13 protein-coding genes and 1 pseudogene are annotated in these 14,046 nt (G+C 71.3%); all 14 read left to right on the forward strand.

Annotated elements, in window-relative coordinates:
* Window positions 1-472: pseudogene (locus tag C1J00_RS24545) on the forward strand (RNA polymerase subunit sigma); the annotation flags it as partial.
* Window positions 473-618: 146 nt separating this feature from the next.
* A complete protein-coding gene (locus tag C1J00_RS24550) occupies window positions 619-1,566 on the forward strand; it encodes an ABC transporter ATP-binding protein (RefSeq protein WP_102911218.1) in 948 nt (315 codons plus the stop codon).
* Window positions 1,563-2,333: an MlaE family ABC transporter permease gene (locus C1J00_RS24555; RefSeq protein ID WP_031134180.1), complete on the forward strand. Its 771-nt coding sequence runs from the start codon at window positions 1,563-1,565 to the stop codon at window positions 2,331-2,333. The genes C1J00_RS24550 and C1J00_RS24555 overlap by 4 nt, the downstream gene beginning before the upstream one ends.
* Before the next feature lie 3 nt (window positions 2,334-2,336).
* Window positions 2,337-3,152, forward strand: coding sequence for an MlaE family ABC transporter permease (locus C1J00_RS24560; RefSeq protein ID WP_102911219.1), 816 nt, complete (start codon window positions 2,337-2,339; stop codon window positions 3,150-3,152).
* A gap of 14 nt (window positions 3,153-3,166) precedes the next feature.
* The gene (locus C1J00_RS24565) at window positions 3,167-4,417 is read left to right on the forward strand and encodes an MCE family protein (protein WP_102911220.1); all 1,251 of its coding nucleotides are present in this window, start codon (window positions 3,167-3,169) and stop codon (window positions 4,415-4,417) included.
* Window positions 4,414-5,451 (forward strand): MCE family protein, encoded by a 1,038-nt coding sequence (locus C1J00_RS24570; RefSeq protein WP_102911221.1) that lies wholly within the window; start codon window positions 4,414-4,416, stop codon window positions 5,449-5,451. The genes C1J00_RS24565 and C1J00_RS24570 overlap by 4 nt, the downstream gene beginning before the upstream one ends.
* On the forward strand, window positions 5,448-6,542 hold the full coding sequence (locus C1J00_RS24575; protein WP_102911222.1) for an MCE family protein: 1,095 nt from the start codon (window positions 5,448-5,450) through the stop codon (window positions 6,540-6,542). The genes C1J00_RS24570 and C1J00_RS24575 overlap by 4 nt, the downstream gene beginning before the upstream one ends.
* Complete coding sequence (locus tag C1J00_RS24580; RefSeq protein ID WP_102911223.1) at window positions 6,539-7,669, forward strand: MCE family protein; 1,131 nt, start codon at window positions 6,539-6,541, stop codon at window positions 7,667-7,669. Before C1J00_RS24575 ends, C1J00_RS24580 begins: the two co-directional genes overlap by 4 nt.
* On the forward strand, window positions 7,666-8,976 hold the full coding sequence (locus C1J00_RS24585) for an MCE family protein (protein ID WP_102911224.1): 1,311 nt from the start codon (window positions 7,666-7,668) through the stop codon (window positions 8,974-8,976). Before C1J00_RS24580 ends, C1J00_RS24585 begins: the two co-directional genes overlap by 4 nt.
* Window positions 8,973-10,250 (forward strand): MCE family protein, encoded by a 1,278-nt coding sequence (locus C1J00_RS24590; protein ID WP_102911225.1) that lies wholly within the window; start codon window positions 8,973-8,975, stop codon window positions 10,248-10,250. Before C1J00_RS24585 ends, C1J00_RS24590 begins: the two co-directional genes overlap by 4 nt.
* Entirely contained in the window at window positions 10,247-10,840 is a 594-nt protein-coding gene (locus C1J00_RS24595; protein ID WP_439333434.1) for an Rv1363c family protein, read from the forward strand. The genes C1J00_RS24590 and C1J00_RS24595 overlap by 4 nt, the downstream gene beginning before the upstream one ends.
* Window positions 10,841-10,881: 41 nt before the next feature.
* Entirely contained in the window at window positions 10,882-11,676 is a 795-nt protein-coding gene (locus C1J00_RS24600; RefSeq protein WP_102911226.1) for an Rv1363c family protein, read from the forward strand.
* Between the two features lie 150 nt (window positions 11,677-11,826).
* The gene (locus tag C1J00_RS24605) at window positions 11,827-12,648 is read left to right on the forward strand and encodes a TIM barrel protein (RefSeq protein WP_102911227.1); all 822 of its coding nucleotides are present in this window, start codon (window positions 11,827-11,829) and stop codon (window positions 12,646-12,648) included.
* Between the two features lie 25 nt (window positions 12,649-12,673).
* The gene (locus C1J00_RS24610; protein ID WP_102911228.1) at window positions 12,674-13,564 is read left to right on the forward strand and encodes a 2-hydroxy-3-oxopropionate reductase; all 891 of its coding nucleotides are present in this window, start codon (window positions 12,674-12,676) and stop codon (window positions 13,562-13,564) included.
* Window positions 13,565-14,046: the final 482 nt, after the last annotated feature.

A 14,046-nucleotide genomic window follows, 5' to 3' on the forward strand; every position in this document is an offset into this window, starting at 1 on the left:
GGACGGGGGCGGCCCCGCGTCGAAGCCCTCCGTGTCGGGGCCCCCGGGGGCGCTCCGGCCCGACGGCGACGGCCGGGTGGGCACTCCCGGATCGCCCGGGGCGTCGTCCGCGCCGGCGGTGCCCGGCGGGCGGGCCAAGGAGTCTCCCGCCGACGGTCCGCTGCTGCCGCTGTCCGTGCCGTCCCTGCCGGAAGCGCCGGTGCCCACCCTTCCGGCGCTGTCGGCCCCCGAGGTCCCGCAGGTCCCGGACGTGCCAGAGGTGCCGGAGCTGCCCGAGCTCTCCGGCGTGACCGAAACGCCGGGCCTCCCGGACGTGCCCGATGCTCCGGACGTGCCGGACGTGCCGGACGTTCCGGATGTTCCGGTCGGGTCCGCCGTCCCGTCGGTCGTCCTGCCGACCCCGGCGACCCCCTCCGTTTCGAACACCTCCGCCGTACCGGACACCGCCCTCACAGCGCCCGCGCTCCCGTAGAACCGCACGTCGGGCCGCCCGTGGAGCGTCCCGCTACCCGATCCGCGAAACCCCTTCGAAAAAAATCCGCCCCGGTCGCGACGGACGCCCCGCCCCTCCCCGTAGAGCAGGTGTCGGAGCTGCTCCACGGCTGAAGGGTGAACCGGATGGGTGTCGAGATCTGCGTGGAAGGGCTGACCAAGTCCTTCGGCCACCAGGTCATCTGGCAGGACGTCTCGCTGACGCTGCCCGCCGGGGAGGTCTCGGTCATGCTCGGCCCCTCGGGCACGGGCAAGTCGGTGTTCCTCAAGACGCTCGTCGGCCTGCTGAAGCCGGAGCGCGGCTCGATCACGATCCAGGGCCGGGACATCACCAGGCTCCGCGAGCACGAGCTGCACGAGGTGCGGAAGCTGTTCGGGGTGCTGTTCCAGGACGGCGCGCTGTTCGGCTCGATGAACCTCTACGACAACATCGCCTTCCCGCTGCGCGAGCACACCCGCAAGTCCGAGAGCGAGACCAGACGGATCGTGCTCGAGAAGATGGAGATGGTCGGCCTGATCGGCGCCGAGGAGAAGCTGCCCGGCGAGATCTCCGGCGGCATGCGCAAACGGGCCGGGCTGGCCCGTGCCCTGGTGCTCGACCCGGAGGTCATCCTCTTCGACGAGCCGGACTCGGGCCTCGACCCGGTGCGCGTGGCCTATCTCAACCAGCTGATCGTCGACCTCAACGCTCAGATCGACGCGACCTTCCTGATCGTCACGCACGACATCGCCTCGGCCCGCCAGGTGCCCGACAACATCGGGCTGCTGTTCCGGCGCGAGCTGGTCATGTTCGGCCCTCGGGAGAAGCTGCTGACCAGCGACGAGCCGGTCGTACGGCAGTTCCTGAACGGCCGGATGCAGGGTCCGATCGGCATGGCCGAGGAGAAGGACGCCGCCCAGGTCGAGCAGGAGCTCGCACAGCTCGGCGCCGGAGCGCGCACGGAGACTCCCGGTGGCCGGGACCTGACTCCCCGCCTGCTGCCGGGACCGGGCATCACCCGCCCGCCCCGGTGGGAGGCGATCGCCGCACGTGAGGCCGAGCCGCACCGCCGCAAGGAGGTGGCGGACGCATGAGCCTGTCACCCACCGGGGCCCTGCGGCACTCGGGCAGCCTGTTCGCGATGGCGCTGGACGTCCTGCGCACGATGCCCCGTCGCCCCTTTCAGGTGCGGGAGTTCATCCAGCAGGCGTGGTTCATAGCGAGCGTCACGATCCTGCCCACCGCGCTCGTGTCCATCCCCTTCGGCGCGGTCATCGCGCTGCAGATCGGCAGCCTGACCCGGCAGCTCGGCGCCCAGTCCTTCGCCGGTGCCGCCTCGGTGCTCGCGGTCCTGCGGGAGGCCTCCCCGATCGTCACCGCGCTGCTGATCGCGGGCGCCGGCGGCACCGCCATCTGCGCGGATCTGGGGGCGCGCAAGATCCGCGAGGAGATCGACGCGATGCAGGTGCTGGGCATCGACCCGATCCACCGCCTCGTCGTCCCGCGGGTGCTGGCGTCGATGGTGGTCGCCCTGCTGCTCAACGGCCTGGTGTCGGTGGTCGGTGTCGCGGGCGGCTACTTCTTCAACGTGGTCCTGCAGAACGGCACGCCCGGCGCGTACCTGGCGTCCTTCACCACCCTCGCCCAGCTCTCCGACCTGTGGGCGGCCGAGCTGAAGGCGCTGGTGTTCGGGGCGATCGCGGCGATCGTCGCTTCGTACAAGGGGCTGACCGCGAAGGGCGGACCGAAGGGCGTGGGAGACGCGGTGAACCAGTCGGTGGTGATCACCTTCATGTTGCTGTTCGTGACGAACTTCGTGATGACCGCGGTGTACTTCCAGGTCGTCCCGCAGAGGGGTTAGCCGATGAGACTCCTCGATCGCCCCCTGCGCTCCCTCGAAGAGCTGGGCACCCAACTCTCCTTCTACGGCCGCTCCCTGGCCTGGACCGGCCGCACCCTGCGCCGCTACAAGAAGGAGGTCCTGCGCCTGCTCGCCGAGGTGAGCTTCGGCCGTGGCGCGCTGGCCGTCGTCGGCGGCACGGTCGGCGTGATCGCCTTCCTGTCCTTCTTCACCGGCACCGAGGTCGGCCTCCAGGGCTACGCGGCCCTCAACCAGCTCGGCACCTCCAACTTCGTGGCGTTCCTGTCGGCGTACTTCAACACCCGGGAGATCGCCCCGCTGGTGGCCGGGCTCGCCCTGTCCGCGACGGTGGGCGCCGGTTTCACCGCCCAGCTCGGCGCGATGCGGATCAGCGAGGAGACCGACGCCCTGGAAGTCATGGGCGTCCCCTCACTGCCGTTCCTCGTGACCACGCGGATGATCGCCGGGTTCGTCGCGGTGATCCCGCTGTACGTGGTCGGGCTGCTGTCCTCGTACCTGGCCGCCCGCACCATCACCACCAGCTACTACGGGCAGTCGACCGGCACGTACGACCACTACTTCCAGCAGTACCTGCCGCCGGTCGACGTGCTCTGGTCCTTCGGAAAGGTGATCGTCTTCGCCGTCCTGATCATCCTGGTGCACTGCTACTACGGCTACTACGCGAGCGGTGGACCGGCGGGCGTCGGCGTCGCGGTCGGCCGCGCGGTGCGCACCTCGATCGTCGCCATCAACGTCCTGGACTTCTTCCTGAGCCTCGCCATCTGGGGCGCCAGCACGACCGTACGGATCGCGGGGTGAGTCACATGAACCGGATGAGAATGTTCAGACTGCGGTTGTACGGCATCGCCTTCCTCACCGTGCTCGCCCTGCTGCTGTCCCTCGCCGTGGCCGTCTACCAGCAGGCGTTCACCCCCGTCGTGCGCGTCACGCTGGAGGCCGGCAGCCTGGGCAACCAGCTCGATCCGCGGGCCGACGTCAAGCTGCGCGGGCTGCTGGTCGGCGAGGTGCGTTCGGTGCGCGCGGACGGCGAGAAGGCCACGCTCGACCTCGCGCTCAAGCCGGAGCACGTCGCGTCCATCCCGTCGGACGTGCACGCGCGGCTGCTGCCGAAGACGCTGTTCGGCGAGAAGTACGTCGACCTCGTGGCACCGCGCGGCTTCACGGCCGCCCGGCCCATCCGCGCCGGGGACGTCATCACTCAGGACCGCACCAGGGTGGGCATGGAGGTGCAGCAGCTGATGAACGACCTGTTGCCCCTGCTGCGGACCGTCGAGCCGGGTGAACTCAACTCGACGCTCTCGGCGTTCGCCACCGCTCTGGAGGGCCGCGGCGACCGGATCGGCGACAACCTGACCCGCGTCGAGGACTATCTGCGCCGCCTCAACCCGCATCTGCCGTCTCTGAAGGAGGACATCGCGCGCTTCGCCGACGTCGCCGAGGTGTACGGGGACGCCGCGCCCGATCTGATGAAGATCCTGCGCAACACGGTCACCACCAGCCGCACCTTCGTCGAGAAGGAGGACCGGCTGGCCGCCGCCCTGCGCACGACCGCCTCCGTGGCGGGCACCGCGGAGGACTTCCTGGACGGGAACGGCGACCGGCTGATCACGCTGGGCCGGGTCTCCCGCCCCACACTGGCGCTGTTCGCCCGCTACTCCCCCGAGTACCCGTGCCTGCTGGACGGCCTGGTCCGGCAGGAGGAGGCCTCCGAGGAGGCGTTCCGGGGCGGCAGGATGCGGATCACCCTCGAAGTGGTGCGGGCCCAGCGCGCGTACGAGCCCGGCGAGGAGCCGCGCTACGGCGAGCGGTCGGGACCGAACTGCCGGGGTCTGCCCGGTCCGCCGGTGCCCGGCCCGAAACCCAAGCTCAACGACGGTACGTCGTCCGGCGGTTCGGACGACGCCCTGCCCGGAGGTACTCACGTGTCCGCCACCGAGGCCGAGCAGCGGGCCGTCGGCTCGCTCGTGGCCCCTGTCCTGGGTGTGCCCGCCGACGAGGTGCCGCCCGTCACGACCCTGCTGTTCGGACCGCTGGCCCGCGGGACGGCGGTGAGCATCGCATGAGGGCGACCGGAGCACGCAGCACAGCCGCGCCACTGGTCAAGTTCAGCCTGTTCGCGCTGGTCACGATCATGGCCACGGCCCTGCTCGCCGCGACCATCGTCAATGTCTCCCTGTCCGACAAGCACACTTACCGCGCGGTGTTCAGCGATGTGACGGGCCTGGAGGAGGGGGACGACATCCGGGTGGCCGGGGTACGGGTCGGCGAGGTCGAGGGCATCCGGATCAAGGACCGGACGCTGGCGGAGGTCAGCTTCACGGTGGCCTCGGAACGCCCGCTGCTCACCAGCACACAGGCGGTGGTCCGCTACCGGAACCTGGTCGGGCAGCGGTACATCGCGCTGACCGAGGGCGTCGGCACCGACACCCGGCTGCGGCCCGGCGGCACGATCCCGCTGTCGCGGACGCAGCCGGCGCTGGACCTGAACGCGCTGCTGAACGGCTTCAAACCGCTGTTCGCCGCCCTCAGCCCGCAGGACGTCAACCAGCTCGCCACCGAGATCATCAAGACCCTCCAGGGCGAGGGCGGCACCGTCAACAGCCTGCTCGCGCACACCGCGTCGCTCACCACGACGCTCGCGGGCCGCGACAAGCTGATCGGCTCCGTGATCGACAACCTCAACACCGTGCTGGAGACGCTCGACAAGCGCGGTGCCCGCTTCTCCGGGCTGCTGAAGCAGCTGCGGCGGGTGGTCTCCGGGCTGTCCGCCGACCGCAAACCCATCGGGACGTCGCTGGTGAGCATCGGCAACCTCACCGCGGCCACCTCTGGGCTGCTGGAGGACGCCCGCCCGGCCCTGAAGGACGACATCGCCGGGCTGACCGATCTCACCGGAACGCTGAACAGGAACGAGAAGACCGTGGAGGGCGTGCTGAAGCGGCTGCCGAACAAGCTGAACGAGCTGACGGGGACGGCGTCCTACGGCTCGTGGTTCAACTTCTACCTCTGCGACTTCGACGGCCGGATCGTGCTGCCGAAGACGAAGCAGGTGCTCACTCCCGAGATGCACGTGGCGCGGGCGAGGTGCGGCGGATGAGCCCGCGCGTCATACGGCGGCGCCGCCGTCGCCCCGAGCCGTTGGTGAAGGTGCGGATCCTGCCGCCGAAGCTGCCGCGGCTGCCGCGCGTCCGGCTGCGCCGCCCGCGCCCGAAGCCGTTCCGCGACCGCAACCCGGTGGTGATCGGCGCCGTCGGCCTGACCGCTCTGGCCCTGCTGACGGCCGCCGCGTTCAACGCCGACAGCCTGCCGCTGATCGGCGGCGGCGAGACGTACAGCGCGGCGTTCTCGGAGGCCGGCGGGCTGAAGCCGGGCGACGAGGTGCGGATCGCCGGGGTGAAGGTCGGCAAGGTCGAGGAGGTCGACCTGGCAGGCGGCCACGTCAAGGTGACCTTCAAGGTCAAGGACGATCCGGAGTTCGGCACCGGGACCGGCGCCTCGATCCGGGTGAAGACGATCCTCGGCGCCAAGTACCTCGCCCTGCACCCGAAGGGGCCCGGCCGGCTGGAGCCGGGCAGCGAGATCCCACTGCGGCGGACGGTCTCGGCGTACGACGTCGTGCAGGCGTTCAGTGATCTGACGACCACGACCGAGGAGGTCGACACGCAACGGCTCGCGAAGGCGCTGGACACCATCTCCACCACCTTCCAGGACTCGCCCGCCGAGGTACGCGCCTCCATCAAGGGCCTGTCGAGGATCTCCCGGACGGTGGCCTCGCGCGACAAGGCGCTGCGCGGGCTCCTCGACCACGCGAACGGGGTCACCGGCGTGCTGTCCGACCGCACCGAGGACTTCTCCGCGCTGGTCAGGGACGGCGACAAGCTGTTCAAGGAGATCAGCAAGCGGCGCACGGCGATCCACAAGCTGCTCAAGAGCTCCGCCGCGCTCGGCATCCAGCTCTCCGGCCTGGTCGAGGACAACCGCGAGGAGATCGGGCCCGCGCTCAAGGGACTGAACACCTTCGTCAGGATGCTCGAACGCAACCAGGCGAGCCTCGACCGCAGCGTCGCACTGCTCGCCCCGTACGTGCGGGTCTTCACCAACACCCTGGGCAACGGCCGCTGGTTCGACGCCTACGTCCAGAACCTGGTGGCCGCTCCGGTGGCCCCGCGGACGGGAGGCACGCTATGAACAAGCGCCTGAAGGCTCTCGCACTGCTCACCGCGCTCGCGGTCGCCGCCGCGCTCACCGTCGCCCTGTGGCCCCGCTCCGGGTCCGTCCGCGTCACGGCGTACTTCCCGCGCACCGTCGGCATCTACCCCGGCTCGGACGTCCGTGTGCTCGGGGTCCGGATCGGCGAGGTCAGGAAGATCACGCCGGAGGGCGGCCGGGTGCGGGTCGAGCTGGAGTACGACGCGGGCCGCGAGGTCCCCGCCGAAGCACAGGCCGCGATCATCAACTCCTCGGTGGTCAGCGACCGTTACGTGCAGCTGCTGCCGGTGTACCGCAAGGGCCCGGTGCTGCGCGACGGCGACGTCATCCCCGAGTCGCGGACCGCCGTACCGGTCGAACTGGACCGGGTCTTCGACAGCCTGCACACCACGTCCGAGGCACTCGGCCCGAAGGGCGCGAACCAGGACGGCTCCCTGGCGCGCCTGCTGGGCGTGAGCGCGGACAACCTCGAAGGGCAGGGCAAGAACCTGAACCGGACGGTAGAAGACCTCTCCAAGGCGGTCACCACCCTGTCCGACGGCCGCGGCGACCTGTTCGGCACCGTGCGCAACCTCCAGGTCTTCACCGCCGCGCTGGCGGCCGACGACAAGAGCGTGCGGTCGTTCAACGGCAGCCTCGCCAAGGTGGCCGGTCAGCTGGCCGGGGAGCGCAAGGACCTGGCGGCCGCGCTGAAGTACCTGGCGGCGGCGCTCGGTGACGTGGCCGACTTCGTGAAGAAGAACAAGAAGACCCTGGCCTCGGACGTCAAGGGCCTCAGCAAGGTCACCAAGGTGCTGGTCACCCAACGGGCCGCGCTGAAGGAGCTGCTGGAGGCGGCCCCCACCGGACTGGGCAACCTGCAGAACGCCTACAACCCGTCCGCCGGCACCCTGGACACCCGCAACAACGCGCAGCAGTCGCAGGACCCGGCCGACCTGCTGTGCTCCCTGCTGAGGACGACCGGCGACGAGGGCGGCGAGAACCCCGACTGTAAGGAGCTGGACAAGCTCTTCGACTCCCTGCCCGAGGTGCCGAAGGCGCCGGTGGTGCCGAGCACGGGCTCGGTCGACCGGACGCTCGGCGGACTCCTGGAGGCGGACGCATGAGCGGCGGACACCTGAGCGGCGGACGCAGGAGAGCCGGGGCGGTCGTGTGGGCGACGGTCGGGACGCTGCTGCTGTCCGGCTGTGAGTTCAACGGCTGGTACGACGTCCCGCTCCCCGGGGGCGCCGCCGCGGACGGCCGTGCCTACCACGTCACGGTCGAGTTCAGGGACGTGCTCGACCTGGTGCCGCAGTCGGCGGTCAAGGTCGACAACGTCACCGTGGGGGCCGTCGAGAAGGTGGAACTCGACGGGTGGCACGCGCGCGTACGACTGCGGGTCGCCGACTCGGTGAAGCTGCCGGGCAACGCGGTCGCCGAGCTGCGGCAGACCAGCATGCTCGGCGAGAAGTACGTGGCACTGTCCGCCCCGGCCGGCACCGCGCCCGCCGGACGGCTGCGCGACGGCGACTTGATCCCACTGTCCCGCAGCGGCCGCAACCCGGAGGTCGAGGAGGTGCTGTCCGCCCTGTCCGCGCTCCTGAACGGCGGCGGGGTCGCCCAGCTCAAGACGATCACCGTGGAGCTGAACAAGGCCCTCCAGGGCCGCGAGAACCGGGTGAAGTCCCTGCTCAAGGAGCTGAACACGTTCCTCGGCGGCCTGGACGGCCAGCGCAAGGACATCGTCCGCGCGCTCAAGGGCATCGACCGGCTGGCCAAACGGCTCGGGAAGGAGAAGAAGACGATCGCCACGGCCGTCGACACGATGCCGCCCGCGCTGAAGGTCCTCGCCGACCAGCGGCGCGACCTGACGAAGATGCTCACCGCCCTGTCGAAGCTGGGCAAGACAGGCACCAGGGTCGTCAACGCCTCGCGGGACGACACGGTCGCCAACCTCAAGTCGCTGCGGCCGATCCTGGAGCAGCTCAACAAGGCGGGCGACGACCTGCCCAACTCCCTCGAACTGCTCACCACCTACCCGTTCCCGCGCAACGCGGTGGACGCCGTCAAGGGTGACTACGTCAACCTCCATGTGACCGCCGACCTGGACCTGGCGGGCATCTACGGCAACCTCACCGACAAGCCCGGCGGCAAGGACGGCGACTCGGGCAGGCCCGAGGCCCCGGACCTTCCCGACCTCCCGGATGCGCCCGACGTTCCCGACGTGCCCGGCCTGCCCTCACCGACGGCACTGCCGGACGCACCGGACGTGCCGGACACACCCGTCGAACCCTCGGCGCCCCGGGACGCCGACCCGCTGTGCCCACCGGTGTGCACCGCGGCCCACGGCCCCCTGCTCGACTCGCGCCGCCTCCCGTCGGGGATCGACCTCGCGCTCGCGGAGCTCCTGCTGAAGGGGATACAGCCGTGATCACACGTACGGTCAAGGCTCAGCTGCTCGCCTTCGCCACCGTCACCGCCGTGGGGGTGTCGTACGTCGGCGCCGAGTACACGGGCCTGGTGGACAGCCTCCTCGACCGCGGCTACACCGTGCGGGCCGACTTCGCCGACTCCGGCGGCATCTTCAGCGGCGCGGAGGTCACCTACCGCGGGGTGCCGGTGGGCCGGGTCGGCGATCTGCGGCTGACCGGCTCCGAGGGTGTCTCGGTGGCCCTGGAGATCGAGGACGGCGCGCCGCGCATCCCGGCGGACACGCTGGCGGTGGTGGCGAACCGCTCGGCGGTGGGCGAGCAGTACGTCGACCTGCAGCCGCGCCGCTCCGGCGGCCCGTACCTGCTGGACGGCAGCGCGATCCCGCGCGAGGACACCCGGGTGCCGCTGCCGGTCACGGACATGGTCGTCAGCCTCGACCGGCTCGTCACCTCGGTCGGCAAGAAGGACCTGCGCATCACCGTCGACGAACTGGGCGAGGCCTTCTCCGGGACGGGGCCCCATCTGAGCCGGCTGGTGGACTCGGGCAACGCGCTCGTCGAGTCGGCCTCCGAATCGCTCCCGGAGACGATCTCGCTGATCGAGGACTCGCGGAAGGTACTCAAGACACAGGCCGACCAGGGCTCCTCCATCAAGTCGTTCTCCCGCGATCTGGCGGCGCTCACCGCGGAGTTGAAGTCGAGCGACGGGGACCTGCGCCGGCTGATCGACAACTCGGTGCCGGCCGGTCAGGAGGTCAACTCGCTGCTGCGGTCCACCCGGCCGCATCTGCCGGTCCTGCTGGCCAACCTCATCAGTGGCGGCCAGGTCACCGTGGCCCGGCTGCCCGGGGTCGAGCAGGCCCTGGTCACCTTCCCGGTGGTGGTCGCGGGCAGTCACACCGTCATCCCGGGGGACGGCACCACCCACTTCGGCCTCGTCCTCAACGCCGACGACCCGCCGCCGTGCACCCAGGGGTACGGCACGCGGCGGCGCGACCCCGCCGACACCGGCACGCGCCCGGCCAACACCGACGCGCGCTGCACGGCGCCGCGCGGCGGAGGCACCTCGGTGCGCGGGGCGCAGAACGCCCCCGGCGCGTCCGGCCGTTCCGGCGGCGCCGGCCCGGCCGCGTACGTCGCCCCGTACGACCCGGCGACCGGGACGGCAACCGGCCCGGACGGAACGCCTGTCGAGATCGGCTCGACGGGCGGCGAACAGACCGTGTTCGGAAAGGACTCGTGGCAATGGCTGCTCGTCGGACCGATGGCATGAGCGGGGGCCTCCTCCCGCTCATAGGCGGTTTCCTCACCTCGGCGCTGCGACCGCTGCGACGGCTGGTCGCCGGACGGGCGGACAGCGGCCGCCGCACCGGGCGGTCCACCGGGCGCCGCAGGGCCCAGTCGGCGGGACTCGTCGCCGCGACGGCCCTGACCACGGTGCTCGCGGTCTGGCTCGGCCTCCAGACGCACGACCAGCGCGCGGCGGAGCAGCGCCGCCAGGAGATCCTGGCGGCGGCCCGGCAGTCGGCGCTGAACTTCACCTCGCTCGACTACCGGCACTACGCCCGGGACAGCCAGAACGTGCTGAAGGGCGCGACCGGCGACTTCAGGAAGCAGTTCGCCGCACAGACCGCGCAGTTGACCAAGCTCGTCGCCGGGAACAAGTCGGTGTCCGAGGGCCAGGTCCTCGAAGCGGGCATCGTGCGGTCCGACGCGCGTTCGGCCCGGGTGCTGGTCGTCGCCGACAGCAAGGTGACCAACACCGCCGTGCCGGACGGGGAGGCGCGCACCTACCGGCTGCAGCTCGACCTCGTGCACCGGGACGGCCGCTGGCTGACCTCCGACGTCGAGTTCGTCGGCTGACCACCCGTACCACCCCCGTACCGCCTGTGAGGAGAAAGACCGTGGCGAACCCGACCTCCCGCGTCCGCGGCGCCGGCTCCCCCGCCCGCCGCACCATGACCGCGGCCGCCCGCGCGGCGGCCAAACGCGCCCGGCGCCCGGAACATCCCGAGCACGGCAGGAGTGCCGTCTCGTCCGCGGGGGACGAGGCACCGCCGCTTCGTACGGAGGAGCCCGGCTCCGGGCGCACGGTGCTCGTCGACGCGCCGGACGGCGCCTGGGACGACCCGCCGGAGCCATCGTCCGAGGCCGCCGAGGAGGAGCCGCCGGAAGGCACACGCGTGCGGCGGTCCCCGCGCGGGAGGCTGCTCACCGCCGCGTGGGCCCTCCTGCTCGTGGCGGGTCTGGTCGCCGCCGCCGTGCTCGGCTGTCAGTACCGGGAGGGGCAGCGCGCGGACCGGGCCCGGGGGGAGGCGCTCGCCGCGGCGCGGAAGGCGGCGCCGGTCGTGCTGTCGTACGACTACCGGCGCCTGGACCCCGACTTCGCCCGGGCGCGCGCGCATCTGACCGGCGACTTCCGCGACGAGTACGGCAGGACCACGAAGACGGTGGTCGGGCCCACCGCCCGTAAGTACCACGGGGTGGTGAAGGCGGCGGTCGTGGAGCCGGCGGGCGGTGGCGCCCCGGCGGTCTCCGTCGTGTCGGCCTCCCCGGACCGGGCGGTCGTGCTGCTCTTCGTCAACCAGGTGACCAGGAGCACCCAGGTCACGGGGTCCCGCGTGGACCTGAACCGGGTGCGGATGACGCTCACCCGTGCCTCCGGAGGCTGGAAGGTGAGCGGCGTCGACGCGCTCTGAACCTCCTCTGCCTATGCGCCCCCGCGCCCCCGCGCGGGGGCGCTTTTTTTGCGGTCGCTCTTGACAGTCCTTCCCGGTCACAGGCAATCTTCCAATAAGCAGAAAACAACTTCCGCATTACGGAATTCCAGGAAGGGAGCGCCGAGCCCGATGGGATTCGCAGACCAGCGCTTCAACGTCAACTTGTCGATCCTCTTCACGGAGCTCCCGCTCCTGGAGCGTCCCACCGCCGCGGCGGCTGCCGGGTTCACCGCGGTCGAGCTGTGGTGGCCCTGGGTCGACTCGCCCACGCCGGAGCAGTCCGAGCTCGACGCCCTGAAGCGCGCGATCGAGGACGCCGGTGTCCGGCTCACGGGCCTGAACTTCTACGCCGGACAGCTCCCGGGCCCGGACCGCGGCGCCCTGTCGGTTCCGGGTGCGGAGTCGGAGCGGTTCCGCGCCAACATCGACGTGGCCGCCGGTTTCGCCGCCTCCCTCGGCTGCACGGCCCTCAACGCCCTGTACGGCAACCGCGTCGAGGGCGTGGACCCGGCCGAGCAGGACGCGCTCGCGCTGGAGAACCTGACCCTCGCGGCCCGGGCCGCCGACCGGATCGGCGCGGTGCTGCTGATCGAGGCACTGAACCGGCCGGAGTCACCCCGGTACCCGCTGGTGTCCGCGCCCGCCGCCGTGGCCGTGGTCGACCGGGTCAACGAGGCGACCGGCCTCGGCAACGCCCGCTTCCTCATGGACCTCTACCACTTGTCCATGAACGGCGAGGATCTCCCGTCGGTGATCGAGCGGTTCGCCCCGAAGACCGGCCACGTCCAGATCGCCGACAACCCGGGCCGTGGCGCGCCGGGCACGGGCGCGCTGCCCCTCGAAGACCTCCTCGATCAGCTGACGAAGGCGGGCTACGACGGCTGGGTCGGACTCGAGTACAAGCCGGGCGACCGCCCGAGCGCCGAGGCCTTCGACTGGCTGTCCCGCTGACCCCGCATCCGAAAGGCACCCCATCATGACCACACTCCCCAAGGTCGCGTGGATCGGACTCGGCATCATGGGCTCCCCCATGTCCGAGAACCTGATCAAGGCGGGCTACCAGGTCACCGGCTACACGCTGGAGCAGGACAAGCTGGACCGCCTGGCCGCCGCCGGCGGGGCCGCCGCCGGTTCGATCGCCGAGGCCGTGCGGGACGCCGACGTCATCATCACGATGGTCCCGGCCTCCCCGCAGGTCGAGGCCATCGCCTACGGCCCCGACGGCATCCTGGAGAACGCGCGGTCCGGCGCGCTGCTGATCGACATGTCCTCGATCACCCCGCAGACCTCGGTCGACCTGGCGAAGGCCGCGAAGGACAAGGGCATCCGCGTGCTGGACGCCCCGGTGTCCGGCGGTGAGGCGGGCGCTGTCGAGGCCGTGCTGTCCATCATGGTGGGCGGCGAGCAGGCCGACTTCGACACCGCGCAGCCGATCCTCGAGGCGCTCGGCAAGACCATCGTGCTGTGCGGTCCGCACGGCTCGGGCCAGACCGTGAAGGCCGCCAACCAGCTGATCGTCGCCGTAAACATCCAGGCGTGCGCCGAGGCCGTGGTCTTCCTGGAGAAGTCGGGCGTGGACCTCAAGGCCGCCCTGGACGTCCTGAACGGCGGCCTGGCCGGCTCGACCGTGCTGACCCGCAAGAAGGACAGCTTCCTGGCCCGGGACTTCAAGCCGGGCTTCCGGATCGACCTGCACCACAAGGACATGGGCATCGTCACGGACGCCGCCCGCACCGTCGGCGCGGCCCTGCCCGTCGGTGCCGTGGTCGCCCAGTTGGTCGCGTCCCTGCGTGCGCAGGGCGACGGCGGCCTGGACCACTCGGCGCTGCTGCGGGCCGTGGAGCGGCTCTCCGGCGCCCAGGTCTGACCTCTCCGCCCCGGGCCCTGGCGGCCCCGGGCCCTCGATCCCCGGGCGGCGCCGCCGCTGACACCAGTCCTGTCGCGCCCAAGGCGGCTGCGCCGCCCGGAACCACCCATGCCCATCGCTTCAACACATTGTTGACACCCTGCTGATCGCCGGCGGCCCTGTCCCAGGTCTCCCGGTACGACGAGATCGAGAAGAACCTCGCGCACTTCCAGCCGCCGGCCCCGAGTACGGGCGGCTCGTGGAGGAAGCGGTCCGCGACCTGCGCGAGGACTGAACTCCCTGGCCGTGTCCGACCGCCCGGGGCGACCCGGATGAGGGGTGGTCCTCCAGGCATGGACAAGGCCAGGGGCGCGGACCGCGGCGGCGTGTGAGCCAGTGCGGTGGTGAAGGGCCCGGGCCGGTTTCTCGACCTGAGGGAAGCCGGCCCCGGAGCCCGTCGCACCCGCCGCGGTCCCGGCACCACCCACCCCTCTCCCCCGACC

The sequence above is a fragment of the Streptomyces cahuitamycinicus genome, from assembly GCF_002891435.1.
In the GTDB taxonomy this organism is placed as follows: domain Bacteria; phylum Actinomycetota; class Actinomycetes; order Streptomycetales; family Streptomycetaceae; genus Streptomyces; species Streptomyces cahuitamycinicus.